Source organism: Halobacillus litoralis (assembly GCF_020524025.1).
Lineage (GTDB): Bacteria > Bacillota > Bacilli > Bacillales > Halobacillaceae > Halobacillus > Halobacillus litoralis_D.
Window position 1 is genome coordinate 1186578 of record NZ_JAIVKN010000001.1, and the last position, 26818, is coordinate 1213395.

At 41.3% G+C, this 26818-nt stretch carries 25 protein-coding genes; 8 read left to right on the plus strand and 17 right to left on the minus strand.

What is annotated here, in order from left to right; translation table 11 throughout:
- Positions 1 to 11: 11 nt before the first annotated feature.
- Both LC036_RS06315 and LC036_RS06320 read right to left on the minus strand, forming a co-directional pair.
- Positions 12 to 1655, minus strand: coding sequence for a thiamine pyrophosphate-dependent enzyme (locus LC036_RS06315; RefSeq protein ID WP_226579706.1), 1644 nt, complete (start codon positions 1653 to 1655; stop codon positions 12 to 14).
- On the minus strand, positions 1655 to 2830 hold the full coding sequence (locus LC036_RS06320; RefSeq protein ID WP_226579708.1) for an aminotransferase class I/II-fold pyridoxal phosphate-dependent enzyme: 1176 nt from the start codon (positions 2828 to 2830) through the stop codon (positions 1655 to 1657). The genes LC036_RS06315 and LC036_RS06320 overlap by 1 nt, the downstream gene beginning before the upstream one ends.
- 267 nt (positions 2831 to 3097) lie before the next feature.
- On the opposite strand from LC036_RS06320, the gene LC036_RS06325 reads away from it, so the two are divergent.
- Positions 3098 to 4285 carry a CaiB/BaiF CoA transferase family protein gene (locus LC036_RS06325; RefSeq protein WP_226580050.1) on the plus strand — a complete coding sequence of 396 codons (1188 nt, stop codon included), beginning with the start codon at positions 3098 to 3100 and terminating at the stop codon, positions 4283 to 4285.
- Between the two features lie 11 nt (positions 4286 to 4296).
- Positions 4297 to 5484 (plus strand): acyl-CoA dehydrogenase family protein, encoded by a 1188-nt coding sequence (locus LC036_RS06330; RefSeq protein ID WP_226579710.1) that lies wholly within the window; start codon positions 4297 to 4299, stop codon positions 5482 to 5484.
- A gap of 27 nt (positions 5485 to 5511) precedes the next feature.
- On the opposite strand, the gene uvsE is transcribed toward LC036_RS06330, so the two are convergent.
- Positions 5512 to 6480: a UV DNA damage repair endonuclease UvsE gene (gene uvsE, locus LC036_RS06335; RefSeq protein WP_226579712.1), complete on the minus strand. Its 969-nt coding sequence runs from the start codon at positions 6478 to 6480 to the stop codon at positions 5512 to 5514.
- 122 nt (positions 6481 to 6602) lie between these two features.
- On the opposite strand from uvsE, the gene LC036_RS06340 reads away from it, so the two are divergent.
- Entirely contained in the window at positions 6603 to 6695 is a 93-nt protein-coding gene (locus LC036_RS06340; RefSeq protein WP_226579714.1) for a DUF3243 family protein, read from the plus strand.
- A 154-nt stretch (positions 6696 to 6849) separates the two neighbouring features.
- Positions 6850 to 8634: a sulfatase-like hydrolase/transferase gene (locus LC036_RS06345; RefSeq protein ID WP_226579716.1), complete on the plus strand. Its 1785-nt coding sequence runs from the start codon at positions 6850 to 6852 to the stop codon at positions 8632 to 8634.
- A gap of 232 nt (positions 8635 to 8866) precedes the next feature.
- Here LC036_RS06345 and LC036_RS06350 read toward each other — a convergent pair whose 3' ends face one another.
- The 9 genes from LC036_RS06350 to LC036_RS18555 all read right to left on the minus strand — a co-directional run bounded on the left by LC036_RS06350 (position 8867) and on the right by LC036_RS18555 (position 14347).
- A complete protein-coding gene (locus tag LC036_RS06350) occupies positions 8867 to 9394 on the minus strand; it encodes a hypothetical protein (RefSeq protein WP_226579718.1) in 528 nt (175 codons plus the stop codon).
- 86 nt (positions 9395 to 9480) lie between these two features.
- A complete protein-coding gene (locus LC036_RS06355) occupies positions 9481 to 10131 on the minus strand; it encodes a class D sortase (protein WP_226579721.1) in 651 nt (216 codons plus the stop codon).
- Positions 10132 to 10319: 188 nt separating this feature from the next.
- Positions 10320 to 11225 (minus strand): DUF6612 family protein, encoded by a 906-nt coding sequence (locus LC036_RS06360; protein ID WP_226579724.1) that lies wholly within the window; start codon positions 11223 to 11225, stop codon positions 10320 to 10322.
- Positions 11226 to 11479: 254 nt separating this feature from the next.
- Positions 11480 to 12157 carry a YetF domain-containing protein gene (locus LC036_RS06365; protein ID WP_226579726.1) on the minus strand — a complete coding sequence of 226 codons (678 nt, stop codon included), beginning with the start codon at positions 12155 to 12157 and terminating at the stop codon, positions 11480 to 11482.
- A gap of 245 nt (positions 12158 to 12402) precedes the next feature.
- Positions 12403 to 12672: a hypothetical protein gene (locus LC036_RS06370; protein ID WP_226579729.1), complete on the minus strand. Its 270-nt coding sequence runs from the start codon at positions 12670 to 12672 to the stop codon at positions 12403 to 12405.
- A 56-nt stretch (positions 12673 to 12728) separates the two neighbouring features.
- Positions 12729 to 13133, minus strand: coding sequence for a hypothetical protein (locus LC036_RS06375; protein WP_226579732.1), 405 nt, complete (start codon positions 13131 to 13133; stop codon positions 12729 to 12731).
- Positions 13134 to 13157: 24 nt separating this feature from the next.
- Complete coding sequence (locus LC036_RS06380) at positions 13158 to 13448, minus strand: hypothetical protein (RefSeq protein ID WP_226579735.1); 291 nt, start codon at positions 13446 to 13448, stop codon at positions 13158 to 13160.
- A 63-nt stretch (positions 13449 to 13511) separates the two neighbouring features.
- Positions 13512 to 14069, minus strand: a complete 558-nt coding sequence (locus LC036_RS06385) for an alpha/beta hydrolase (protein ID WP_319004436.1) — start codon at positions 14067 to 14069, stop codon at positions 13512 to 13514.
- A gap of 14 nt (positions 14070 to 14083) precedes the next feature.
- A complete protein-coding gene (locus LC036_RS18555; protein ID WP_319004437.1) occupies positions 14084 to 14347 on the minus strand; it encodes a hypothetical protein in 264 nt (87 codons plus the stop codon).
- 268 nt (positions 14348 to 14615) lie between these two features.
- Here LC036_RS18555 and LC036_RS06390 point away from each other — a divergent pair, with 268 nt between their 5' ends.
- Positions 14616 to 15254, plus strand: coding sequence for a FusB/FusC family EF-G-binding protein (locus LC036_RS06390; protein ID WP_226579738.1), 639 nt, complete (start codon positions 14616 to 14618; stop codon positions 15252 to 15254).
- Between the two features lie 53 nt (positions 15255 to 15307).
- Here the strand turns inward: LC036_RS06390 and LC036_RS06395 are convergent, their stop codons facing one another.
- Positions 15308 to 16747, minus strand: coding sequence for an MDR family MFS transporter (locus tag LC036_RS06395; protein WP_226579741.1), 1440 nt, complete (start codon positions 16745 to 16747; stop codon positions 15308 to 15310).
- Between the two features lie 166 nt (positions 16748 to 16913).
- Positions 16914 to 17096 carry a hypothetical protein gene (locus LC036_RS06400; protein WP_226579744.1) on the minus strand — a complete coding sequence of 61 codons (183 nt, stop codon included), beginning with the start codon at positions 17094 to 17096 and terminating at the stop codon, positions 16914 to 16916.
- Positions 17097 to 17412: 316 nt separating this feature from the next.
- Here LC036_RS06400 and guaC point away from each other — a divergent pair, with 316 nt between their 5' ends.
- Entirely contained in the window at positions 17413 to 18396 is a 984-nt protein-coding gene (gene guaC, locus LC036_RS06405) for a GMP reductase (protein ID WP_226579747.1), read from the plus strand.
- 227 nt (positions 18397 to 18623) lie between these two features.
- The gene (locus LC036_RS06410) at positions 18624 to 19790 is read left to right on the plus strand and encodes an iron-containing alcohol dehydrogenase (RefSeq protein ID WP_226579750.1); all 1167 of its coding nucleotides are present in this window, start codon (positions 18624 to 18626) and stop codon (positions 19788 to 19790) included.
- Positions 19791 to 19860: 70 nt separating this feature from the next.
- Here the strand turns inward: LC036_RS06410 and LC036_RS06415 are convergent, their stop codons facing one another.
- Positions 19861 to 20937, minus strand: a complete 1077-nt coding sequence (locus tag LC036_RS06415; protein ID WP_226579753.1) for a diguanylate cyclase — start codon at positions 20935 to 20937, stop codon at positions 19861 to 19863.
- A gap of 154 nt (positions 20938 to 21091) precedes the next feature.
- On the opposite strand from LC036_RS06415, the gene LC036_RS06420 reads away from it, so the two are divergent.
- Entirely contained in the window at positions 21092 to 24274 is a 3183-nt protein-coding gene (locus LC036_RS06420; RefSeq protein WP_226579757.1) for a hypothetical protein, read from the plus strand.
- A gap of 38 nt (positions 24275 to 24312) precedes the next feature.
- Here LC036_RS06420 and LC036_RS06425 read toward each other — a convergent pair whose 3' ends face one another.
- Positions 24313 to 25737 carry a glycosyltransferase family 2 protein gene (locus LC036_RS06425; RefSeq protein ID WP_226579760.1) on the minus strand — a complete coding sequence of 475 codons (1425 nt, stop codon included), beginning with the start codon at positions 25735 to 25737 and terminating at the stop codon, positions 24313 to 24315.
- Positions 25734 to 26789: a HEAT repeat domain-containing protein gene (locus LC036_RS06430; protein WP_226579763.1), complete on the minus strand. Its 1056-nt coding sequence runs from the start codon at positions 26787 to 26789 to the stop codon at positions 25734 to 25736. The genes LC036_RS06425 and LC036_RS06430 overlap by 4 nt, the downstream gene beginning before the upstream one ends.
- Between the last annotated feature and the right edge of the window lie 29 nt (positions 26790 to 26818).

The following is a 26818-nucleotide window of genomic DNA, read 5'->3' on the forward strand; positions in this document are numbered from 1 at the left end:
TTCCTCCTTTATCATGAGCGTTCTCTTAAATCGTTTATAGTAGCAGATAATGAGATCTGTTCCTGATCATTTTCCACTTCAATGAGCACAGGTCCACTCACAGTCTCAGCTAAAGCAGTCGTCAAAGCACTATCAAACTGCTCTGCTGTTTTGACATAGTGTCCTTTGGCTCCAAGTTGTTGGGCTATATCTGAAAAACGGACGTCACCAAGATCGGTGCCGATCACTTGAGCAGGGTAATGAATTTCCTGATGCATCCGGATCGTTCCATACATACGGTTGTTAAAAACGATGCTGATGATTGGGATTTTATAACGAACAGCTGTTTCAAATTCCTGCATAGTCATCATAAATCCGCCATCCCCGGATAAAGAAACAACGGTTCTTCCTGGATGAGCAAGCTTTGCTCCTAAAGCTGCAGGCATCCCGTACCCCATTGCTCCTGATGTGGGACCAATATACGTCCCCTTCTTCTTAAATAAATAATACGTATGCAGCCAACCTGCAAAATTGCCTGCGTCATTCGTCAGAATACTATCCGCTGGCAGTCTTTTCTGCAGCAAGTGGATAATTTGTCCATTAAGAGTGTGTCTGCCGGCACTTTGTAAGCTCTCTTCAAACGCTGTTCTGGCACGATGGGCCCAGCCAGCCCAGGACCGCTGTACTTCTATCCTATAAAAAGACTGTAAAGCTTCCCTCGCATCCGCCACAATGCCTAGGTCCGGGGCATACACTTTCCCGAGAGTTTCGTCATTTATATCCACATGCATGAGCCTATGCTCTGAACCCAGCAAACGATAATCCTGTGTTGTTACTTCCGACAGCCTTGTCCCAACTGCAAGAATGGTATCAGCATCCTCAACCGTTTTCAGGATTTTCTTATTCGTACCAAGACCAAGGTGACCACTGTATAAAGCATGGTCATTTGGAAAGACATCATGGCGCCGGAATGCGGCCATGACCGGAATACCCAATTTATTTACAAAACGGAACAGCGCTTCTTCCGCGCCTGCCCGTTTAATTCCTCCACCGACAATCATTAAAGGCCGGGAGGACCGGTTCAATCGGTTTCTCACTTCTGATACTTCCAGTAAAGAAGGTTTTGGAGCCGGCTTTTTTACTGAGGGACCAAAAGTCATTTTGGCCTGTTTTTTTAATAAATCTTCTGGCAGCGACAGAACCACAGGACCAGGCCTGCCGGTTTGAGCGAGTCTGAGAGCACGCTGAATCAACTCCGGAACCCTCGGTGGTTCTCGGATTTCCGCGACCCATTTAGCAATAGGTCGAAAGAACGCCTCTAAATCAACTTCCTGAAATCCCTCTCTTCCGCTAAAACTTGAGTGGACTTGTCCAAGTAAAACAACGAGGGGCGTAGAATCCTGAAAAGCGGTGTGAACTCCTATCGTCAGATTGCTCGCTCCCACTCCTCTAGTGGCCATAACAACTCCAGGCTTTCCACTTGCCTTAGCATAGCCTTCAGCCATAAACGCCGCTCCACCCTCATGCCTTGCGGAAACCAGGTTGATCCGGGGTTCCTTTCTTATCGCATCCATCACTGGCAAATAGCTTTCACCGGGTACACAAAAAACCTGAGGCACCCCTTCCCTGCATAAACATTCAACGATGGCTTCAGCACTTGACATTACGGCAGCCATCAAGGATTCCCCCCTTTCATTGCTTTCTTCATACGTAAGACCGCTTCGTGAAGACGTTCGATTGGTACAGAGACACTACTTCTAAAATACCCCTCCCCCATTTTCCCAAAGGCGTTCCCAGGGGTCACAATAACACCGGCTTCTCCAAGCATTTTTTCTGCAAACCCTTGTGAAGTAAATCCTTCCGGGACCTTCGCCCAGAGAAAGAAAGTTCCCGCGGGTCTTGAAACCTCAATATTCATCTCTTTATACGCTCTCACCAAAAGATCAAGACGCATTTGATACGTTCGATTGTTTGCCTGTACTGTAGTAAGATCGCTGGATAAAGCCGTTGCCGCTGCTTTCTGAATAGGAACAAACTGGCTTGTATCCACATTGCTTTTCACAACCGACAACGCTTTTATTAATTCTTTATTGCCTACCACATAACCAATCCGCCAGCCGCTCATATTGAAGCTTTTTGAAAGTGAGCCAAATTCAACAGCTACATCCTTAGCTCCAGGCACCTGCAATAGACTGGGAGATTGATAGTCTCCAAATGTAACAAGGTCATAGGCAGAATCATGAAAAAGGCTGAGATCATTTTTCCGTGCAAAGTCAACCGCATCGATAAACGTGTCTAGATGCACGGTTGCTCCTGTTGGGTTGTTCGGGTAGTTTAGCAGCATCAATCTAGAACGCTCCCGATCCCTTATGGAGATATCATCAAAATCTGGAGCATAATCTTTCTCCTCATCTAAAGGAAAGGGTACAGTTACTCCATGTGCTAAATGAATGGCTGATTGATAAACAGGATAGCCTGGATCAGGCGTAAGAACCCCGTCTCCCGGATTTAAGACAGCACCGATCATATGAGCAATTCCTTCTTTTGACCCAATCAAGGCCAGCACTTCTGTCTCAGCATCCAGTTCGACCCCATAATGGTTTAGATAGAAATCGACCACCGCAAGCTTAAATTCTGCGCATCCTCCATAAGGAGAGTACTTGTGATTGACTGGTTTTCTCACCTCTTCAATTAGGCGATCAATAACAAAAGGCGGTGTCGGCAGATCCGGTGCTCCGATACCTAAATCAATAACATCGATTCCCTGAGCCTCTAATGCGACTTTCTTTTTATGAAAAATCGAAAACAGATAAGCTGGTAGACTCTGTACCTGTTTCGAGCTTTGTATCATCCTTGATCCCTCCAACCTTATCAAAATGAGCAGCATTCAAAGGGATTGTCCCATTACTCTATCCTATTGTTTGAAAAAGAATTGTATGATTATAGATTTCATCCAGTATACTTCCACCCTTCTCTGCATAACATGTGATGTAGACCTCAAGGACAACTATCCATGCCACGACATGCCTGCCAAATGATTGTTGTTCCCAAGCCAGTCGGATTCATACCAAGTATGGGTTCTTCTGGCTTTTTATATAGAGAAGGGGTGAAATGTACATTGACCACTGCCTTGAAAGGTATTCGTATTCTTGATTTGACCCGTGTCCTTGCCGGACCTTATTGTTCTATGATTCTTGGAGATCTCGGAGCTGATGTAATTAAAGTTGAGGCACCTGGTGGAAGTGATGAAACAAGAGCATGGGGACCTCCCTTCCATGAGGGGATCAGTGCCTATTATTTATGTGCCAATCGGAATAAAAAAAGCCTCACCGTCAACTTAAAAACAGTAGAGGGCAAGGAAATAATAAAGAAACTTGTAATGACAAGTGATGTCGTTGTGCATAATTTCAAAACGGGTACCATGAAAAAAATGGGCCTTGATTATGAAGATTTAAAACAGATCAACCCAAAAATTGTCTTCTGCTCCATTACCGGTTTTGGTGAAACAGGTCCTTATAGTCACCTTCCCGGATATGATTTTATCATTCAAGCGATGAGCGGATTAATGAGCATTACGGGAGATGAGCAGTCAGAACCACAGAAAGTCGGCGTCGCAATCACTGATATCCTGACAGGTCTGTATGCATGCATCGGCATTCAGGCCGCTTTACTGGAACGCACTCAATCCGGTACCGGACAGAGAATCGATCTATCTCTTTATGATTCTGCAGTAAGCGCACTGATTAATATAGGAAGCAGCTTCCTTATGACTGGAAAGACTCCACAAAGACTTGGCAATCATCACGCCAACATCGTTCCTTACCAAACCTTCCATTCAAAAGATGGACAGATCGTAATTGCTGTAGGGAATGACCGCCAGTTTGCTAATTTATGTAAAATGATTGGACAACCTGAGCTGATAAATGACCCTTTATTCTCTACCAATTCTTCGCGGGTAATTCATCGCAGAGAATTATCCGCGATACTGCAGACTTTTTTTTCAGAACAGACAACTTCGTATTGGAAGAATAAATGCTTCGATTTAAACATCCCATTCGGTCCCATACAGTCTATTGATCAAGTACGAAAAGACCCTCAGCTTCTCGCCCGTCGCATGTTTATATCTGCCAAACATCCAAGAGCCGGGGATATAGAAATGATCGGAAGTCCCTTAAAGCTCTCGAAAACGCCGGTAGCCTACAGGGAACATCCTCCCGAACCAAGTGAACATACAGACATTATTCTCCGTGATTTAGGATATGACGACAAAAAGATAAAAGAGTTAAAAAGTTTAAATATCATATGAGGAGAGGAACTATGAACTTTGATTTTACTGAGGAGCAGGAATTGCTCAGAAAAACTGCCCGAGACTTCGTTGATCGTGAAATCATGCCCTATATAGGAGAGTGGGATGCAAAAGGTTACTTTAATAAACACTTAATAAAACGATTGGCCGAGGTTGGGTTTATGGGCGTATGTATTCCTGAGAGGTATGGCGGCAGCGGGATGGATTACAATTCACTTGCAATCGTCTGTGAAGAATTAGAGCGTGGTGACACCGCTTTTCGGACTGCCGTTTCCGTGCATACAGGCTTAAATAGTATGACGCTGCTGCAATGGGGATCTAACCTTCAGAAACAAAAATACTTAACACCTCAGGCAAAAGGAGAAAAAATTGGTGCCTTTGGTTTAACAGAACCAGGTGCAGGTTCTGATGTTGCTGCTCTTCAGACTACAGCAAAACTTGATGGGGATCATTATGTACTAAATGGCCAGAAAACATGGATTTCCCTCTGTGATACAGCTGATCATTTCCTCATCTTCGCCTACACAGATAAAAGTAAAAAGCATAATGGTATTTCCGCTTTCATCGTAGAACGGACTTACGAAGGATTTTCTTCAAAAGCGACGAAAGGAAAACTCGGTATTCGGGCCGGAAACACGGGTGAAATATTTTTTGATGAGATGAAAGTGCCAAAAGAAAACCTCCTTGGAAAAGAAGGCGACGGATTTAAAATTGCTATGGCAGCCCTTGATAACGGCCGTTTCACCGTAGCTGCCGGTGCCTGCGGTCAAATCATGGCCTGCCTCGAGGCAAGTGTGGAGTATTGTCATGAGCGGAAAACATTTGGAAAAGAGATCGGAAAGCACCAGCTTGTTCAACAGATGATTGCTAAGATGGAAGCAGGATTACAGATGAGTCGTCTTCTCGTTTACCGTGCTGGTGAAATGAAAAATAAAGGCGCACGGAACACCAGGGAAACTTCTCTCGCCAAGTGGCAGGCGTGTGATTTTGCTAATAAAGCAGCCGATGATGCTGTCCAAATTCATGGCGCTTATGGTTACTCCAATGAGTATCCAGTTGAGCGTTACCTACGTAATTCCAAAGCACCTGTCATCTATGAGGGTACAAGAGAAATTCATACGATTATGCAGGCAGAATATGTACTCGGCTACCGGAAAGACAAACCACTAACCCACAGCCTTCCTCCTTGGAAGAAATAAAAAAGGTGCGTGTGAATCACGCACCTTTCAGCCTTTCCAAAGAAAAGAACTCTCATCCTGCATCTCTACATGAGGATGCTCCTTCAATTCTTCCACCAATTTGAATAACGCTTCGTCTTTCTGCTTTGCCTCAATCATACAATCCACTTGCTCTACAGACCCTTCCACTTTTTTCACAAAATCCAAAAACATATCTACGTTTACAAAATCAGCATGACTCTTAAACTCCTGTTCATTTTTCGGGCTTGAAATATGCATCTTTAACGGAAGCGGTGAATGCGCCCAGGTCTTCACGACACGCTCCCACTCCTCTTCCCATTTCTCTCCTTCTTGATTTGCTAAATGATGATGCAGGTCGAAAACGAGTGGAATATTTAACTTCTCGCATACATATAGACAGTCAGAGAGTGTATAGGAAGTATCATCATTTTCAATCATCACCATTTTTTGAATTCCAGATGGGACAAGCGCCCAGTTTTCAATAAAACGCTCCAGCGATTTCTCTTTATTTTGATAACGCCCCCCCAGATGAAAGACACATCGGTGCATGGGATCCAAACCCATATGGTGCAGGAGAAGATAATGATACTTCAGCACCTTCATTGAGGTCTTAAATATCTCTTTGTCCGGAGCATTAATGACGACAAAATGATCCGGGTGGAAGTCCATTCTAATTTTATTTTCTTTTGCAAACTCTCCCAGTTCAGTCAGGTCGTCTTTAATCGCACCGATATAATCCCAACCTTCTAGTTCTTCATGTGTAGCCAATGGTACAAGCCTTGAACTTAAACGAAAAAAGTGGATATCATGTGCTTTGTTATGTTTCAGAAGCCTTATGCAGTTTTGGATATTAGAAACAGCAATACGCTCAAGTTTTCTGGTTGCTGCTTCTACATCACGAATCTGGGAAAACCGTTTATAAGTCATAGTCTGTGAGGGCGATGCATTTTGTAAATGAACGCTCATCGCCACGTAACCAAGTCGGAATAAAGTCATGCCTACCACACCCGTTCTACTTTTTCATAGTGTAAACGGAGAGTTGATATCCTATGTATGCCCCATAACCATAATTCTGTTACGCCTTAGCCGCAGGATCATTACGCAATTGAGAAGAAAATGTGTTAAACGAACTGTGGTACGCAGCAAATGAAGAAGACCGTCATCATATCGCTAACGTTCTTGTAAAATTGACAGACGAAACAAACCAGTAAAAAAGTGAAAGCCCGGATTTTGTCCGTTTTTTTATTTGAGTGTACCTATTATCCTTTGATGACCTGTCATAATTTCATTCTGCCTCCATATACCTTGTAAGTGACGTCGTTTGTACATGAACGATAGTAAGTGATATTAGAAGGAGTGAAACATATGGCTCTAGAAAATGAAAAGAAACGCCCTAACATTCTCATTTTAATGGTGGATCAACAACGTTTTCCCTCTATATATGAGACCAAAGAGCTGAAAGTATGGCAGGAAGAGAATTTAAAAACACAGCAGCTTTTAAAAGAAAACGGGATAGAGTTCTTAAATCATTACGCAGGAAGCACCGCATGCTCTCCAAGCCGCGCAACCTTATATACAGGACAGTATCCCTCTCTTCATGGAGTTACTCAAACAACTGGAGTTGCTAAAGAAGCTTTTGATCCTGATGTCTTTTGGCTCGACCCTAATACTGTACCAACAATGGGAGACTACTTCCGCACTGCTGGATACCAAACGTTTTGGAGAGGAAAATGGCACGCATCAGATGAAGACATATTAATCCCGGGTACTCATAACGCGTTCCCCAGCTATAATCCGTCTACGGGAGTTCCAAGTATAGAAAAAGAAAACTTATATAAAAATGCAGATCGATTGAACCCTTTTGGTTTTTCAGGTTGGATCGGGCCTGAGCCCCATGGTTCAAACCCACGCAATTCGGGCTCCTCTGCTGCTATCGGCACAAGTGGACGTGATCAGGTTTATGCAAAAGAAACCGTGGAACTTATTCAATCTCTGGACCAGTCCGAAGATACCAACCCGTGGTTAATCATGTGTTCATTTGTAAACCCGCATGATATTGCCTTGTATGGAGTACTCAGCGAGCTATCACCAGAATTCCATTTTCAAGTAGACTCTTCCCTTCCTTTTATTCCTCCCGCACCGACTATTCATGAATCCCTTCTGACAAAGCCGGATGCTCAAGATAGTTACCGTAAGACTTACCCTAAAGCTCTGCAGCCGATTATTGACAATAACTTTTACCGCCAGCTTTACTACAGCTTACAGAAAGAAGCTGATAAGGAAATGCAAAAAGTGTATCAGGCCCTTGCTGAATCCAGCTTTCATGACCAAACGATTGTCCTGTTTACTTCTGATCATGGAGAATTACTAGGGGCACATGGGGGACTTTATCAAAAATGGTACAACATGTATGAAGAATCAATCCATGTTCCGCTTATCATACACAGTCCAGCCTTATTCTCAAAAAGAGAACAAACCACCATGCTGACAAGTCACGTTGATGTTCTCCCTACACTCCTTGGTCTTGCCGGAGTGGATGCAAAAAAAATCCAGCAGGAGCTTTCTGAAAGTCATACGGAAGCACAAACGCTTAGTGGCAGAAACTTAAAACCGTTGTTAGAAGGGAAAACAGACTTTTTTCGGTCAGATGAACCTCTGTATTTTATGACCGATGATGATATTACAAAAGGTCTAAACCAAGTTTCCGTTTCTGGGGAACCATATGAATCCGTGATTCAGCCCAACCATATTGAAGCTGTAATTGCCACACTTGAGACTGGAAAAGATAAAGAAAAAGAGATTTGGAAATATGCGCGTTATTTCGACAACCCACAATTTTGGAGCGATCCAGGATGTATGGACACGGTAACGACAGAAAGCAGCCATGCGGATGGGGAAGAAAGTTATTGCTCTTTATGCAGGACTTCCACAAAAACCATCCCCGTTTCTGACCAGTACGAACTTTATAATTTAACAAAGGATCCGTATGAAGAAAATAATTTAGCCGATCCTTCCTGCTCCACACCTGAATCTTCACTCATACAGGAATTACTTTCCAATACACTCAAGCAGCAATGTGAACAGAAAAGGCTTACCCCGCAAAGCGGAAATGTACCTGGGCAGCCTTCCTGCCAATGCAGCACCCAATAAACAAGGACTCTTCTTTCCAAATTAGCCGTTAATTAAGCTGGCGGGAATGTCTGTATTTAAAACCAAAATACAACTGTTCTCTTATCAAGTCTGCTTGGAAAAATAAAGGCTTTTGACACGATTTTTTGTTGCAGAAACCTTCTCTGCTCCAATTTTTATCTTATGTAGAAGATTAATGGCCCTATCCATCATCAAATATCATTGATCCTGGCTGATACCGCTAAAGCTTAGTTTATCCTTCAATAGACTTTAGTAAAGAAATCAATTCCTCTGTTTCCTGAATAAGGTTCTGGTACTCAAGCACAGCAAAGATTAAAGAAGTAAGATACACACCAATAACAAAATACGGAACTATTCCTGACCACGATCTAAACGTCGGATGAGCACTATTCAGCTTCCACCTTGAAGACCCAATCTTAATATATAAAAGTACAATAGCTGATATAATAATAGTAATTATAGTAGCAAATGCCCGTTTAAAGTCTACAGGAAGTAGAATAAGAGAGCGTTGAACGGATTGACTCAGCTGCTCTTTATCTCCTTCATATCTATAACTTCCGTCAATCTGACCGTTCCAGCTATATCGTTTTACAACAATTTGTTCTTTCAGCTGATCCACAGAGACTCCAAAAGGGACATGGTAAGATCCCAGAGATAAAAAATTGTATAAGGCAAACAGAATAAGACATATCAAAGCTATAGAAACTTTAAACAATAAATTATGTCCGCGATCACTCTTCAAATAAGAAACAAATGACATATGTGTGGTCCTCATACCTTCCTCCCTTCCTTTTCATAAATGGTAACATAAGAAACTCACAATTTTTTAATAAGAAAGAGTCAGCCTTAAGCGGCTGACTCTATTTCTCTTACACTTATTAAGGCAGCCTGAAGGATATACCTTTCAGGTGCATCGCCTACAAAATCAAAAGGATAGCAGGTTGTCAGGGTAAGGGTGGGATCCTGCTTGTCTACTATTACCGTCCGGTCCTCTTCACTTGTGACCCATGTCTTTACCACTTTATATTCATAGCGTTTCCCTTCAAATTCATAGAAGATGGACTCTCCTTTTTGTACATCTCCCAACTTCGTAAAAACGGTTTCCCGATGACCGCTGAGTACTGTATGACCTTTTTCATCAGGAGTTGTTGTCCACTGGCTCACATACATTCCTACGCCTTGTTTAAGACTGCTTTCATCTGCTCCCCAGTATGTTTTATACCCTTTTTCAAATTGTGGAATGACGAGCCTTCCTGTTTCCTGCCCTTCTTCATATGTATCGTTATCGATCGTATAGTGGGTACGATCCCGGGCCTTTTCCTTTTGTGGCCCATCAACAATCTTCATTTCATCTTTTAATACAGGAGACTTGGTCCACGTTTCCATCTCTTTTTCAGATACCTTTTCTACTGCCTGAGTGGAATTCCACCATTGGAATCCGTAAAAGAAAGTGATGGATAATCCGATAACAACCAGCCCCGCCAGTACCTTATTCATAGTTAAACCCCCTCCAAAACAAAGGCTCTACCAAAGCATTCCCCTTCTGCACACCTCTTTTTACCATCCCACATAGGAAGGCTGTCTGTCTTAGTTCCACGAATGGATTTCAAGCTTTACACTTTGCCAATTATTTCACTGTACATAAAAGAAGGATAGAGAAGCCGAGGTTTCGGCTTCTCTAAAAGTTATGCTGAGACTTTTCTCCTGTAGACAAGGACCCCGCCTGCAACTAAAGCAAGAGCTGCACCTGCTAAAGCATAAGAAGGATTAGAAGTAGCCGTATCCGGCATTTCACCGCCTACCGTTTCCTCCAGAGACTGCGCATTATCCAGCACTTCCTGTGGAATTTCAATAGATCCCACTCCATTAAAATTGTCGATTGTGATGTCTGTAGATGTTTGAATTGTCATCGTTTGACCTTCATTATCCACCTTCATTTCCAGGTCCATCATCATCCCTGTCATATAATGTGTTTCCTTATTAATCATAACCTCATAGGATACATTTTCAAATTGAACATTCTTCATCAATTGCTCCATCATAGACTGCATTTCCTTACCCTGATCTGATCCGCCGGAAGACTGCATCGCCTGCATAGACATTTTCATAAGTTTTTCCCCATCACCTTCATACGTTAACACATACGTTCCGCCATCTTCCGTTACAGTCATTTCTTCAGCCAGAGGCATGGCCTGACTTAACTGACCTTCTGCCATCATTGTATTTTGCAGCTCTTCGCCCAGATCGCCAGACAACTTCACCCATCCTTCACCTGGTACTTCTGTGAAATAACCTTCTTTTGTCAGGTAGGACTCCGTTTTATTCCCCGCTATTTCAGAGGTCATATGCATCGCCAGCGGATTCAGCGTAACATCTGCAACAGATTTAGTCGTCAACGGCTGATCATTTCCACCGTTCGTCATCGGCATCGTCTGCTTTGAAGTTGTCTTAATCGTATAACTTTCCAATTCTTTCATCGCGTCGTTTGACTTCTTCAATATTTCCTCTGAACTCATTTCTGCAGCACTAACCTGAAACGGAAGGACAAACAACACGACAAGAGCCAGCGAGAGACGGATCATCTTTTTCATAACAACACTCCTAATAATAGTTTGGTAAAAATCACAGGCATACATTTATGTATAAAGCAAAGCTGGCTGAACCTATCCTTTCCACCTACCTCCTAATATCCTTATTTTTACATTTATAAACATTTATCCCTATTTTTTTCTGGTCCATAATATAGGAGGAAATCATCACAGCCCTTGTTTTTTGATTCAGTAATCAAGGAAACTTTGAAATAAAACGTAAAAAAGCAGCTGACCATTTATGTCACCTGCTTTTTTCATTCCTTTGAAGCTAAGTAGATCTTTCCATTGGGATTCAATTGGACAACAAGGAGTTCTTGAAATTCGTCATATCCATGTTTTTTTATTTGAGCCTGTAACCACTCTTGACTATACCCACATTCAGCCAGCTTCTTTTCATCCACCTGTCCCTGAACTACAACCAGCTGTGGGAAATAAACTGGCTTTGCTTCTATTTTCAGATCACTCGCTGTTAGTGGTAAACTTTCAGATTTACGCAGCACGCTGACAGATCCATCTGTTTCCAAAACAGCTGTTTGTACTTCATGGAAGTAAAATACACCCTTTTTTCGAAGTTCTGCAATCAGTTCATCAACGTTGTAGCGTACCTTCTTCATTTCATTCTGCAGGATCCGGCCATTATCCATTAAAAGGGTGGGTTTACTATTAAACACTTTTCTTATTGCCACGCTTTTTAATGACCACATATCAATGAGGAGTACAAGCAATGAGAATAAAACTAATGCTAAAATTCCCCGTCCTAAAGATACATCGGGCGACAGAAACGTGGTTGAGGTCATACTTCCAAGAGTAATACCAGCAATAAAATCAAACAAAGTCAGCTGGGAAATCAGCTTTTTAGTTAATATTCTCGCTAAAATATATAAAACGAAGAAGATGATTAATCCGTTTCCAATAAAATCTATAGTATTCATCAAGCACCCCCTTACATCCATTAGTTTTCCTAATATGAGTGGAAATATGTGGGGTGAAAAATCCTTAGGAGATCAATAGCTGGTCATTATCATAGGAAGATACTATTCATACTTTTTTGACATAAACACTTTTTAATTTTGGTCTTTGTTAATTAAAAAAAGTAACTTCTCACAAGGAGAGAGTTACCCTCTTCTATTCCTTTTTAAATACCAGGGTGGTTTAAGCACACAAGTAGAACAACAGCTTATGTATGATTTCCTTTTGGTTTAGGAAGATATTTCGTGTAGTAGGCTCCTATGAAAAAGCAGGCAGAGAGTACGAACCATGACACCATCCCGCCAAGTTCGAATAAATAGGAGACCAGAGCAAATACAGGCGCAAAAATAAATACAATCGGTGTTACATACCCTTTCCAGCCGTACAAATTCCTCATATCTTTTCTCTTCTTTGAAAGCACAAACACATACCCCGGAACGAGAATGACAGTTACCGCTATCATAAAGATCTCAAGCATAAATTCCCTCCTCCTCTTCAACAAATAGGTTTAATAGAACTTTAATAATACTTGATTTATCTAACTTCTTTCTTTCCTTCACGGATGTAAAGAAAGAAGCTGTATCCCAGAATCATCAGACCACCTGTAAATAAACCTATCATCAGTCCGATCAGCCCCTGAATACCTACCCAGCCAGTCGTAAAGGTTAAAAAAATGCCTGCATAGATAAAACCACAGACAATGATGACCAGCGGAATGTTGAATGGAAAGAACTTTTTCCAGCGCGTAATAATAATGGATAATGCCACTAGTAATAGAATGCTGGTTAGTGTATGTACCGCTCCCCAACTAAAATGAAAGCGTGACTCTGCTTCAACGGTATCTTGAGGCAGAGTCTTAAAAGTCGATGTCATGGACCCTAAAGCTGCAGTTATAAACAAAATAAAACAAGTCCAGTTAACAGCTTTAATTTTCTTCATGCCTATTCTCCTTCACTACTCCCTTTATGGAATCATGATAAATCCGAGTACGGCGATTCCCGCGATATAGATTCCAAGAAGAGAAACCAATGATAATGGTCTTCTAAAAATCGCAAAAGATAAACGCAGCCAGCGAAAAACAGCGTAAGTGATTAGAAACAGTAATCCGTAACCAATAATATTCCAGTCTTCCTCCAACCAAAAACTCATCCAATTATGAACAGCTGTAAAAAAAAGCATAAAAAGGAGAAACCACAACTCCTTAAATTTTGCCAGGTCTCTTCGTGGTTTCTGTTGTTGTTTTTCCTGCTGCATAAAAAAGCCCCTTTCCCTATCCACATAGACAATTCACCGTTACTTTATCACTTCCATGTTCTGTTAGTCAAAACGGTTGACAACTTTGGCTGAAAACTTTTCCTGTTCTTCAAGATGAGGATAATGATTACTCTCTTCGAATATTAAAAGGGTGGAATTTGGGATCCCCTCATTCATTTCGACAGAATAGGAGAGCGGACACTGCACATCAAAACGGCCACATGCAATTACAGTCGGGCTCTCAATAAGAGAAAGCTTTTTCGTTACGTCAAACGTATGCAGTTCCCTTGAGAAGAAGTTCAGCCGGACAGGTGATATTTTCTTATGTATATGATTGTTAAAGTAATCGTCGTATAAATCTGGACGATATAAGGAAAGTTTCGCTTTCTCCTTCACAAGCTCTTCTTTCTCTTCCTTTACTAAATCCTTCCCTTTTAATAATTCCAGCAAATGCTGCATGTGATGAAATTCGGGGTGGGATTCGTTATAGATGCACTCGCTTGAAAAGGTCATATAGTCCCTGGCAGCCGCACTGATGAGGAATAATCTTTCCAGACTTTTTGCGAAATATATCCCGTAGACGACACCGAGCATACCACCCGTTGAGTGGCCGGCAAACACCCATTTGGATAAACCTAAAGCCTCCTGACTGCCTCCAGGTCAATAGCAGAGTCGAGCATCGAATACTCATGAGGGGCCCAGGCTTCATCTGTTCCACCGCACGATTTTAAGTTAATTAAAAAAACTGTATAACTAGATGTAAAGGCTTCAGCAAGATAATCCCCTGTCCTATTAAATTCTGAATAAAGGTGGGTGACTGCCATCGGTGGTCCTTCTCCTTTTTGAAAGACTTCAAATCTTCCTCGACTTGTCTTTATTATTTTCTGCATCCAAACCACAATTGCCCCTCCTCCTTATTATTTATTCAATGAATCATAAAGCGCATAAAGGCTCCTGTCATTCTCTACGTCCAATCTCCTCAAACGGTTTCATTTAACTAATTAGGAAAGGATTTTATATGTCGGTGATGTCGTATAGACATGATTTACTTCTTTTCCAAAAGACTTTGGAAAATTAAAGAAATGAAGGGCCGGTACATAAAAGTTGATTGCACGACTGCGCTTTGAAATAATAAGGGAATATCCTAATACAAACGGAGGTATAAACATGGATGCATTTATCCGCTCCGATCAATATCATTATATAAAAAATCAAGCCCATATTCTTTTGAATGGACATATGACATCAAACGATTCTTCAGTGAAACAGGCACTGAAATCAATGACCTGCGAAAAAGTACTCGAACAATTTTCTAAACTTACTGATGATGAAGCACAGTTGGTTGCTCAAGTACAGGAAGTTCAGGATGAGACCGATGCCATTCTTTATTTCTCACGATTAAAACAATACGTTACTCCTTTTCCAACCTTATATGAGGATCAAATCAAAGCTCTTTTCCCTAAAGCAAAAAAACTGAAAGTGCCTTCAATTGGAGAAGGTGATTGGAAAGAGATGTCTTACATTGGCTGGAACGAACCTGGTACAAACCGTAAATATATCGTAACTTATGTCGATAATGAGCTCATTGGTATAGAAGGGCATTACACTACCTCCCGACACAAAAATATTTGTACCATCTGCCATGAACAAGAGAAAGTCGGCCTTTTCACCTCCACGATAAAAGGAAAAACAAGCGATGAAACCATCAGCAGAGGAAACTATATTTGTCATGACAGTAAGAAGTGCAATGAAAACATCCAATCCCGTGATAACCTGGAAGCTTTCATCAAACGTATGAAAGGTTAATAAAAGCCCAGCCATTTATATTTGGCTGGGCTTTTTCAATACTTTTGTAAGCTTTAATTTTGACTTTCTTTCTGTTCATAGTCCGGAGACACGGCTTTTCTAATAAAAAGAGCGATCCCAAATGTAAGGACTGCTAAACCAAGAGCAAACCAGTACGCATGATGAACACCAGCAGTCATTGCTTTTTCCATTACACTGTTGGTAATTCCGCCTGACTGTTCATTCAGATAATTCTGCTGCCCCTGGGTCATAATGCTGACAAATATTGAAACACCGAGTGCTCCTCCAATCGGTTGAAGTGTGTTGGCAATCGCTGTTCCATGAGGGTATAAATGCTTTGGAAGTTCATTCAAGGCATTCGTTTGGGATGGCATCATGATTGCCGATATAGCAAGCATAAGCAAAATGTAGGCTAAGATAAACGACCAGGTTGGAATAGCAGGATTAATAAAGCTGAAATACAACATTACACCCACTAATACAAGCGTGCCTGGTATAATCAACTTCCGTGGTCCAAACTTATCAAATAACGTCCCCATAACAGGTGACATCAAACCATTTAAGAGTGCCCCCGGTAAAAGGAGCAGACCTGCTATTTTGGCAGAGTAGCCAAGAGGACCCTGCAGATACATCGGCATGACGATTTCTGATGCGAACATGGCCATAATCACAATCACAAAGATCGCGATTCCTCTTGCATAACTCTTATATTGAAAGACACGTACATCCAGAAGCGGCTCTTCCAATTTCAACTGACGTAGGACAAACACTAGTATACTAAGCACCCCTACAGTTATTATAAGAAGAGTTCGAATAGAGGAAAACCCTTCGCCGCTCTCTCCTGCACTGCTGAATCCATAGACAAGTCCTCCGATACCTATAGAAGAAAGTAAAATGGATAGAACATCTGCTTTGGGACGAGTGACTTCTCCAACATTCTGTAAGAATTTCCACGCAAAAATAACCGAAAACGCCGCAAATGGAAGGACAGAAATAAAGAGCCAGCGCCATCCAAGATAATCGACGATAACACCAGATAACGTTGGTCCAATTGCAGGAGCAAACATAATAACAAGGCCGAAGGTTCCCATAATCCGTCCCCGTACTTCTGGTTCGTAAAGAAGGAGCAGAGCATTCATAATCACGGGTATGAGAAGCCCTGTACCAACAGCCTGAATCATCCTTCCTGTTAAGAGCATCGGAAAGTTAAGAGCGGCCGCTGCAATCGCTGTACCAGCAAGAAAAATGGTCATCACACCAATAAACATCTGCCTGGTCGTGAACCATTGGATTAATAAAGCAGAAATCGGCATTAAAATCCCCATAACCAACATGAACCCGGTCGCCATCCACTGAACGGTAGGAGCATCAAGATTGAAAACTTCCATCAATTCCGTCAGAGCAATATTGAGCAGGGTTTCGTTTAGAATGGCAAAAAAAGCACCAATCATAAATGTAGCTAAAATTATTTTTCTATTGTAAGTTGTTTCCATTCATTTCCTCCAGAATCAGTTTCAAAATATAGTCCATCCCTATCCTGCCCTACATCATAAGCGGATTGCAACTTTTTTGTTTCATAGAATGATGATCCAGGAGTCGAACGTTAATCTTTTTACAATTTACAATCAGACACGGCCTCTCAGGCAGCGCTCGACTTTTTCATTTTCTGCTGCACAAATTACCAATCGATTCATCCATTATTCTTCCATTGCATAGATAATGAGCGACTTCACTGTTCGCGCCATAATTCTTTTGGTTTTGAAAACTACGGCCAAACCAGTATCCAATTACCACTGGTTTAATTTGTATGATCCAGTCTACTAAAGCCAGGTGCACCTTCAACCATCACCCTGATATAAGTTTATTGATGTCAGGCTTTTGGTTACAGAAACTCTTTTACCTAATTAAATAATAGCATTGGTATCTTCTAAAGTTTTGTCTCCAGGCTTGTCAGATTAAACAAATGCAGAGCGTCTTCCTCCCCTCCAGTATTCAAGGAAATCTCATCATCTACCTGATGTTTGAACATATATATCCCCTTTTTCTACTTATTTCCCCATAATCCTTTGACACCTGAAGGAATCTATTGTAAATTACTAATGTACGAACAATTACAATTATAATTAAAATAAATATTCGTATTTCAGGAGTGAAACTAATGGAAAATGTATTTGATTATGAAGATATTCAGTTAATTCCCGCGAAATGTGTCGTTAACAGTCGAACTGAATGTGATCCTTCTGTTACGCTTGGTAATTATAAATTTAAACTTCCAGTTGTTCCTGCTAACATGCAGACGATTATTGATGAAAGAATTGCTGCGAAACTCGCTGAAGATGGTTACTTTTATGTTATGCACCGTTTTGAACCTGAAACACGTTTAACTTTTATTGAAAAGATGAAATCTAAAGGTCTGATTTCCTCCATAAGTGTAGGAGTAAAGCCTGAAGAATATCAATTTGTAAAACAGTTAGCTGTGAAACAAGTGATACCTGAATTTATTACTATTGATATCGCTCATGGACATTCAAAAGCCGTCATTGATATGATTCAGCATATTAAAGAACACATTCCATCCACATTTGTTATCGCTGGAAACGTGGGGACACCAGAAGCCGTACGTGAACTGGAAAACGCTGGTGCTGATGCAACCAAAGTAGGGATTGGCCCGGGAAAAGTCTGTATTACAAAGGTTAAAACTGGATTTGGTACTGGTGGATGGCAGCTGGCGGCCCTTCGCTGGTGTGCGAAAGCTGCGACAAAACCTATTATCGCAGACGGGGGTATTCGTACTCATGGAGACATAGCTAAGTCTGTTCGTTTTGGTGCTACAATGGTAATGATTGGATCTCTTTTCGCAGGACATGAAGAGTCCCCAGGAGACACAGTCGAGAAAGAAGGAAAGCTCTATAAAGAGTATTTCGGATCCGCTTCCGAGTTTCAAAAAGGGGAAAAGAAAAACGTGGAAGGTAAGAAAATGTTCGTGGAACATAAAGGAGCGTTGAATGATACGTTGACAGAAATGGAACAGGACCTTCAATCAGCGATCAGCTATGCAGGTGGAACCGATCTTGAAGCCATTCGTCATGTTGATTATGTTGTTGTTAAAAATTCCATCTTCAATGGTGACAAAGTATATTAAACATAAAAAAGGAGCAGGCCAAAAGGCTTGCTCCTTTTCTTAAGATCTGGTTTATACTCCCTTCTTTCAATGCTTTATCTAAATCAATAAATAAACGTTGAGAAAAACATACCAAACCAGTGACTAATGAACCAAATTGTCCCTTGCTGGCTCTCATGAAGTTTAACTGAATGGAGGAACGGCTAATCTCTCCTTGTGCAAGCAATTCTATAACTGGAGGCTTTAAAATGAATCGTTTTACAATTCCACGTGACATTTACTTTGGGGAGAATGCTTTAGATATATTAAAGGATATTGAAGGAAAGAAAGCCTTATTAGTCATTGGAGGCGGATCCGTTAAAGAAAACGGAAACCTTGATATCATTGAAAAGAATTTATCTGAGGCAAATATTGAAACAAAGATTATTGAAGGGATAACAGAGGAACCATCTACGAATCTCGTAAAAAGCCACTTGGAAGAAGTAAAAAGCTTTGGTCCGGATTGGATTATTGGAATCGGCGGGGGATCTCCAATGGACGCCGCAAAAGCGTTATGGATTTTCTATGAGCATCCAAATCTAAGCTTTCAAGATGCGATGGAACCGTTTAACCTTCCTAAGCTTCGAAAAAAAGCAAAATTTGTCGGTATCCCGACCACCAGTGGCACCGCCTCTGAAATTTCAAATCTATCGGTAATCACAGAGTCGGAAACAGGCGTTAAATATCCTCTCGCTGACTTTGAACTGACACCGGACTTAGCTGTTATTGACCCGGTTATGGTTGAATCTATGCCAAAGCACGTCACAGCTTACAGCGGCATGGATGCTGTTACACACAGCATTGAAGCCTATGTTGCTAAGCCGCGCACTACATTTACTAACTCATTATCTATTGAAGCATTGGACATCTTAAAAAATAATCTTCTCCCTTCTTATAACGAAGATAAGGACGCACGTGAGGAGGTCCATTACGCTCAGGCGATGGCTGGTATGGCGTTTGCTAATGCTGTTCTTGGGAACGTTCACAGCCTGGCTCATAAGAGTGGACCGACGTTTGGCGTTCCCCATGGATGCGCCAATGGGATTTACCTTCCATACGTCATCCAATTTAACCGTAAAGAAGTAGAGGATCGTTATGCTGCTCTAGCCAAGCGCATTGGCCTTAAAGGTGGTTCTGACAAGGAGCTTGTGGATGCCTTAATCGAATGGGTTCGTCAGCTTAATAAGGACATGGGAGTTCCTAATACACTAAAAGATTTTGGTGTGGACGAAGAAACGTTCAAGGAAAATGTAAGTCAAATGGCAAAAAATGCAGTTGAAGATCCATGTACAGGAACCAATCCTAGAGAAACATCTGTAGAAGAGATGAAGATGTTATTCGTTGCTGCTTATTATGGACAGGAAGTCACCTTTTAAAAAACGATCATAAAAAAGCAGTCCCTTTTTGAGGGACTGCTTTTTTCGTTAATTACTCTCAGACCCCCTGTTAGATACACACCTTATTCCTACCTGTTTCCTTTGCATAATAAAGAGCTTCATCCGCTTTCTTATACAACTCTTCAGGAAGAAAGGCACCGTCTCCATAATGACTGATTCCAATAGAGATCGTCAGGTGAATGAATCGTCCATCAGGAAGTTTGAATTTATAATTTTCTACAGCTTTGCGTATTCTTTCAGCAACTTCCCGGGCAGTCCCTGCGCTGCATTGAGGCAGAAGAATAGAGAACTCCTCTCCCCCGTTCCTGGAGACTTCGTCTGTATAACGTGCACTGGACTGAAGCAGTTCACTCAACTGCATTAAGATTTGATCGCCGGCATCATGACCATATGTATCGTTGACCTTTTTAAAATGGTCGATATCCAGAAGCAGCAAAGCGAAGGCTTTCTCCTTTTTTTGTGCTCCTCGAATGTATTCATTCAATCTTCGATAAAAAAACCGAACATTTCCTACGCCAGTCAGATAATCCGTTTGAGAATCGTTGGCCAGTTGAAGAACAAGCCGTTTGGACTTTTGAATATCCTTAAAAAAGAGCAGCGCGAAAAGCCCTGCAGGTATAGCTACAATCCAAAAGTAAACAACCACTTCGAAGTTAGAGACTGACTCCGGAAGCACCACCCCTAAATGAATCGAGATGATTGCCATACTTACAATATTAAGGAGAATATTCGTCCTAAACCCTTCCCCCCTAAAATATTTACCGACAAGACCAACACTAACACCAACGATGATGGTTGTGGCAAAAGCAAGAATGGATGAATCGCTTACCCCAAAGAAGAAGCGTGAAAAAGCAAGAATTCCTGCACAAACGATTGCTGGACCGATACCAGCAAAATAAGCGACAAGAATTAGAGGAATATGACGAAGGTCAATCATGACTTCATCTGTAACTTGAATGGAGAAAAACATTAAAAGCAGACCAATAGCCGCCCCCAAATAACCCATTCGATATTTTTCTCTGTACTTAGAGTAGATAGTGACCGGTTCTTTAATTAGTTTCCCTACTATGTAAAAACCCGCAATCATCACAGAAATATTCGCTATCCAATCCTTAAATATTTCCATCATTTCCATCATCACCCATCTTTCGACAACTTACAGCTAGTATACCATCAAGTCCCTGTTTTCTCATCGGTTTTATATAAAGAGTGTTCAACGTCAAAAAGAACGATTATAATGAACACAAGACAAATTTTTCCTTAGATTTTGGAGGAACCCAATGAGAAAATCTATTCTATTTATCCTGCTATTTTTACTGTCTGTCAGTCTTCCTTATCTCTTTTGGCAGTCTACAGCAAAAGAATCTTATCATGTATGCATTATTGATCAAACCGTTCCAGATGAGAGCTTCCGAGAACATAACAGCCTTACATGGCTTTTAAATTACAACCAATACACAACAAATCAAAATCAACCCTATAGAGCGTCTGACTATTATGGAATGATACCTGACGAACATAAAAAGAAAATAACCGAAAATCCACTGCCATCCACGCTGAGCAATACGGATTTAATTTACGTCGCAGATACTTATGGCATATATAAAGAAGATGTTCCATGGGACGAGCAGACCAATGCTGGTCAATCTTCCAGGCTGATTGAAGGCGGAATGACCATGGAGGATTGGAAAACCATTGAGAAGGAAACAGAGATTCATGGGAAGGATCTCATTATGGAATTTAACAGCTTTGCCTCTCCTACCAGTGAAGCTGTAAGGAAAAACATCACCGAATACTTAGGAATTGAATGGAAAGGCTGGATCGGCCGCCATTTTAATGAATTATCTCAAAATCAAGATGAAGTACCGACCTGGATAATTTCAAGGTATGAAGATGAAAAAGGAAAATGGTCCTATCAAGGGAAAGGCATTGTCTTCATTCATGAATTTTCCTCAAAAATTTTTGTTCTATCTGAGGAAAACGGAGACTTAAGCGACTCAGATATTCTCGCGTCTTTTACAAAGGAAGGAACTAAGCGTCTCAACCTAGAGAAAAGCACCCCTTACACTTATTGGTTTGATATTTTAGAACCCACAGATGAAGCTGACGTTCTTGCTGAATATAATATACAACTGACTGTAAGCGGAAGGAAAAAAATGAAGAAACATCAGATCCCTGCCACATTCCCAGCTATCCTTTATCAAAAAGAGAAAACTTCAGACCGTTATTATTTCGCAGGCGACTATGTGGACCTATCAGATGTTCCTCCTATTTATCAATACAAAGGATTTGCCAAAGTGAAGCAGTGGATGGCTCATATTCAGCCACATGCAGAAGACAGCTTCTTTTGGAGTACATATCAACCGATGATGCAGGAAATCCTCGCAGATCTTTCTATAAAGGAAGAAAAACAGAAAGTCGATCCGGTCAGCCAGGCCGTTACAGAAGGAATTCATCACCCCTCCCGTGTATCAGAAAATAAAATAGAAGTCTATCAGAACAATGAATGGATACCGTTGAGGATTAAAGGTGTAAATATCGGCATGGGCAAACCAGGATATTTCCCTGGGGAGGCGGCCATCAACAAAGAAGAGTATGCTCGCTGGTTCCAACAGATAGGAGACATGAATGCAAATGCCATCAGAATCTATACTCTTCATCCTCCTGAATTTTATGATGCACTTGCAGAATATAATAAAAGGGCTGATCAGCCGCTCTATGTGTTTCACGGCGTATGGATTGATGAAGAACCTTTAGAAGAAAAGAAAGATGCTTTTGATAAAGACATTACAGCAGATTTCCAGAAAGAAATGAAAAAAATTGTTGATGTCATACACGGAAATGCTGATGTATCCAAGGAACCTGGTCATGCATCCGGCTTATACACCACAGACATCTCCCCTTATGTTATTGGCTGGATCATTGGAATAGAATGGTTTCCGATGATGGTAGACCAAATGAAAAAAGATTACCCGGAGCTTGGGGACTTTGAAGGAACTATTACGAAAACAAAAGGGGCAGACCCGATGGAGTACTGGCTTGCCCAGCAAATGGATTTCCTGGGGTCTTATGAAATTGATAAATATGAAAGTATACGTCCATTAAGTTTCACCAACTGGGTAACCACAGATAACATAGAACAGCCTGCTGAACCATTAGAGCAGGAAGATCTTGCAGTGATTGATCCCAACCATATCTTACCTAAAGGACAGTCAGCTGCAACAGGAATGTTTGCCTCCTATCACGTGTACCCCTATTATCCTGATTTTCTGAATATCGAAGAAAAATACACGGAGTATATCGATCATCGAGGCGGACGGAATAACTATGCCGGTTATCTGAAAAATCTAAATGATTCTCATAACCTGCCGATTCTCATTGCTGAATTCGGCATCCCGGCATCGAGAGGAAAAACCCACGAAAACCCACTTGGATGGAATCAGGGATTTATCTCGGAAACGGAACAGGGACAAATTGTTAAACACCTTTATGAAGATATCCTAGCAGAAGACTTACTTGGCGGATTGGTATTCAGCTGGCAGGATGAGTGGTTTAAGCGTACATGGAATACGATGGACTATGATAACCCTGACCGACGTCCTTACTGGTCCAATGCTCAAACAAACGAACAGCAATTCGGCCTGTTAAGCTTTGATCGACTTAAAGTCAAATTAAACGGACAAAATGATTGGACGGATGGAAAAACACTTTATAAGAAAAAAGACGGTGATTTACGTGAAATGACCGTTGATCATGATGAACGTTATGTTTATATAAAGACAACGTTTGAGGATTTAACTGACAAGTTCTGGGAGGAAAAAGACTATCAGATCCATTTCAGTGTCCGCCCTGATCAAGGAGTTGAGACTGATGACACTCCTCTCCTTTCTGACTTCCGCGTAACTATTAAGAATAAAAAAGATGCAGAAATAGAAGTAGCCCAAGATTATGACGTCTTCCATTTTGACTATGTTGAAAAGTTGAAGATGGTTGATGACCCTTATGAAGGTGAGAACTTTCACCCTATTCGATTAGCATTAAACAAAGGCCTTGTCCGACCGGATACAGGGGAAAAATTCCCCTTTGAATCCTATGAGACTGGTGCTTTGAGGTTCGGTATAGGTGATCCTGAGGATAAAGGTTATGATTCACTTTCTGATTATTTTTATTCCACGGATACAGAGATCTTAGAACTTAGAATTCCATGGATGCTTCTTAATGCCAGGGACCCAAGTCAGAAAGAATTTATCGGGGACCTTTCAGAAGACGGAATAGAAGCATCACAGACTGTCGAAGGACTGGATATTACGTCTGTGGTTAAAGAAAAAGGAAAAACAACAGATGCTTTTTCATCTGAGATCGCCGCCCGGTATACTTGGGAGAGATGGGATTTACCAGCCTATGAAGAACGACTCAAGGAATCTTATTTGATCATTCAGAAACTTTTCTCTCAAATAAAATAATACCATTAGAAAAGCGAAGTCCCATTTGGGGCTTCGCTTTACGTGTGTTCCTGTGACAGTCCTTTTCTGTTCATATCCCCCCACTCGCTTTTCTTTTTTGTCAAAGCAAGCAGCAGTCCTTCACATCTCCACCACACAACTAGTGGCCGGAACCAAAAACTTTCTGTCAAACTCCATAAGTATAAAAGACATATACTCTTTAAATCCGGATATTTATGATAGGTCCACTCTTCCAATAAAACAGCAAGAGAAGATAACAATGAACCATAAAACACGGTGAACAGTCCCATCATAATCGTCGTTTCCATTGTGATGAAAGAAAAAAAGATTCCGAGAATAATAATTAGATAACCGAGCAGTTCAAATAAAGAACTGAGTAACTCTACAATAAGATAATAAGGCATGGAAAACATGCCAATGCCTTGATACTTTGGATTCAGCATCATCTTCCGGTGTTTCCATAATGTCTCAGCCAGCCCTTTCTGCCATCGCTTACGCTGAGCTCTCAAAGAAGCAAACGTTGATGGAGCTTCCGTCCAGCAGACGGGGTCCTGAATATATTCGATCCTCTGCTTTGAATGCTCTTCTTTCAGAGTACGGTGAATACGCACAACCAACTCCATATCTTCACCCACTGTATTTGAATCATAACCGCCTGCACGGATGACCCTGCTTTTTTCAAACACCCCGAATGCACCGGATATAATAAGAAGAATATTCATACGGGACAACCCTAAACGACCTATTAAAAATGCACGGAAATATTCAATGATCTGCATTATGACCATGGGCTGCCTGGCTAGTCCAATCTTTTCCACTCTGTTTTGAACAATGTTCGATCCGTTTGCTATTCGAACAGTCCCCCCTGTAGCCGTAACCAGTCCGTTAGAATCGATGATTGGTTTCATCGTTTTTAATAGAGCATCACGGTCAAGTAGAGAATCGCCGTCAATAGCTGCGAAGTATGGGTATTTAGAAAAATTGATCCCTGCATTTAAGGCGTCAGCCTTGCCTCCATTTTCTTTCTGTAACAAATAAAGATTCGAGTGGGTCTTAGACTGATAGCCCCGCACCACTTCCTTCGTTTGAAAATGCCTGCGCACAGCTAGATTAATTGGCTGCATGTCAAAAGCATGAATCATTCGTTCCGCTGTTTGATCTATAGAACCATCATCAATTACGATCACTTCAAACTGAGGATAATGAAGAGCAAGCATAGAACGTGCTGTACTCACTACACCAACCTCTTCATTATAGGCAGGAACAAGGACAGAGACCGGGAACGTATCTTTATTAACAGCGGTATCCTCAATCAATTCCTCTCGGTTCAGTTCTCTTTCTTTTCTGATTTTTGGACCAGCAATTAAAAACAAAACCAAATAAATAAGTGCGACAACAATCATATAAAAGATGACCATAGCTGCAGCCACATCAACAATACCCGTAAGAATATCAGGATTCATACGCTTTCACCCACCTTCACTGTTAACAACTGTTGAGCCATATCCCGTGCAAATCTGTCCTCATGCTGATCAGCTGTGGCGGAAAGGATCTCCTGACCATCCGGCAGTCGTCTTAAAGCTTCACAAGCTGCGTACCGAACCCACCATTCACCATCTCCTGCCAAGGTCAGCAGGATATCTTTGGCTTGAGATATCTTTAATATACCGGCCAGCTTTGCAGCGTACATACGCTCTTCCCACAGAGGTGAATGATAATACTTCTCCAATAATGATAGATCGGAACATGCGCACATTTCTGTTAAGCTTTTTAATGCTTTTAAGCGAAGCTCCTTCGAGGGAAAGTGAAGCCTTGTCTCTACAAAGTCAAGATAATCAGAATCTCCTTTTTCTCCGCAGAAGGTGATTAATCCGATGTGAACATTGTAAGGTACACGACCAGCTTCATCATTTATAATTTGGATCATTTGGTAAATGAAGTCTTTCGGAAACCGATAAAGCATCTGTTTCACTAATCTCTGAGGCAGATCATTTTGATTTAAAAGAACACGGATCATCCTCTCATCTCGGAAGGAGGCCAGTACCCGTAACGTTTGACGATACTCTTCATCTATATTCTCCAATCGAAGGAAGTGATGATAAACCTCCTCTTTTAAATCTGCCATTTGAAAATCTTCTAAGTAATAAAGCGTATTTACCCGTTGTGACCAGCTTCCTTGATGTAAGTATTTTTTATATGGATTGGATAAGTATTTATGAGCAGCTTCCTGTACTCTTGTTGTTTCTACGTCGCCCTTTACCTCGTCAACTACTTTATTAAGGATGCGTTCGATAACTTGAACGCGCTCAGAAGGATTAGACGGAAGTTCAGGCTCATCCTGTTTATCGTAAAAAAGGAACGCCCAATAGTCGGCTTCAAGTCGTATTAAATGCCTTTGTATGGTCAGTTCCATATTTATTTTACTAGATTTCTTTACAAGGAGATTGACAAGTAAAGCCAGCTGTATCAACACCAAACCAGCAATAATCCATACCACTGTTTCAACCACTTCCATCCTCACCTTCTACTTTCCATTATAATGAA

Excerpts from the sequence above, each read along its gene's own strand:
- LC036_RS06430 (WP_226579763.1), bottom strand. The coding sequence starts at position 26,789 with ATGGAAGTGGTTGAAACAGTGGTATGGATTATTGCTGGTTTGGTGTTG.
- LC036_RS06380 (WP_226579735.1), bottom strand. The coding sequence starts at position 13,448 with ATGCAGCAGGAAAAACAACAACAGAAACCACGAAGAGACCTGGCAAAA.
- LC036_RS06390 (WP_226579738.1), top strand. The coding sequence starts at position 14,616 with ATGGATGCATTTATCCGCTCCGATCAATATCATTATATAAAAAATCAA.
- LC036_RS06375 (WP_226579732.1), bottom strand. The coding sequence starts at position 13,133 with ATGAAGAAAATTAAAGCTGTTAACTGGACTTGTTTTATTTTGTTTATA.
- LC036_RS06330 (WP_226579710.1), top strand. The coding sequence starts at position 4,297 with ATGAACTTTGATTTTACTGAGGAGCAGGAATTGCTCAGAAAAACTGCC.
- LC036_RS06345 (WP_226579716.1), top strand. The coding sequence starts at position 6,850 with ATGGCTCTAGAAAATGAAAAGAAACGCCCTAACATTCTCATTTTAATG.
- LC036_RS06320 (WP_226579708.1), bottom strand. The coding sequence starts at position 2,830 with ATGATACAAAGCTCGAAACAGGTACAGAGTCTACCAGCTTATCTGTTT.
- LC036_RS06370 (WP_226579729.1), bottom strand. The coding sequence starts at position 12,672 with ATGCTTGAGATCTTTATGATAGCGGTAACTGTCATTCTCGTTCCGGGG.
- LC036_RS06355 (WP_226579721.1), bottom strand. The coding sequence starts at position 10,131 with ATGAATAAGGTACTGGCGGGGCTGGTTGTTATCGGATTATCCATCACT.
- LC036_RS06415 (WP_226579753.1), bottom strand. The coding sequence starts at position 20,937 with ATGGAAATATTTAAGGATTGGATAGCGAATATTTCTGTGATGATTGCG.
- LC036_RS06410 (WP_226579750.1), top strand. The coding sequence starts at position 18,624 with ATGAATCGTTTTACAATTCCACGTGACATTTACTTTGGGGAGAATGCT.
- LC036_RS06350 (WP_226579718.1), bottom strand. The coding sequence starts at position 9,394 with ATGTCATTTGTTTCTTATTTGAAGAGTGATCGCGGACATAATTTATTG.
- LC036_RS06365 (WP_226579726.1), bottom strand. The coding sequence starts at position 12,157 with ATGAATACTATAGATTTTATTGGAAACGGATTAATCATCTTCTTCGTT.
- LC036_RS06395 (WP_226579741.1), bottom strand. The coding sequence starts at position 16,747 with ATGGAAACAACTTACAATAGAAAAATAATTTTAGCTACATTTATGATT.
- uvsE (WP_226579712.1), bottom strand. The coding sequence starts at position 6,480 with ATGACTTTATTCCGACTTGGTTACGTGGCGATGAGCGTTCATTTACAA.
- LC036_RS06315 (WP_226579706.1), bottom strand. The coding sequence starts at position 1,655 with ATGGCTGCCGTAATGTCAAGTGCTGAAGCCATCGTTGAATGTTTATGC.
- LC036_RS06420 (WP_226579757.1), top strand. The coding sequence starts at position 21,092 with ATGAGAAAATCTATTCTATTTATCCTGCTATTTTTACTGTCTGTCAGT.
- LC036_RS06425 (WP_226579760.1), bottom strand. The coding sequence starts at position 25,737 with ATGAATCCTGATATTCTTACGGGTATTGTTGATGTGGCTGCAGCTATG.
- LC036_RS06360 (WP_226579724.1), bottom strand. The coding sequence starts at position 11,225 with ATGAAAAAGATGATCCGTCTCTCGCTGGCTCTTGTCGTGTTGTTTGTC.
- guaC (WP_226579747.1), top strand. The coding sequence starts at position 17,413 with ATGGAAAATGTATTTGATTATGAAGATATTCAGTTAATTCCCGCGAAA.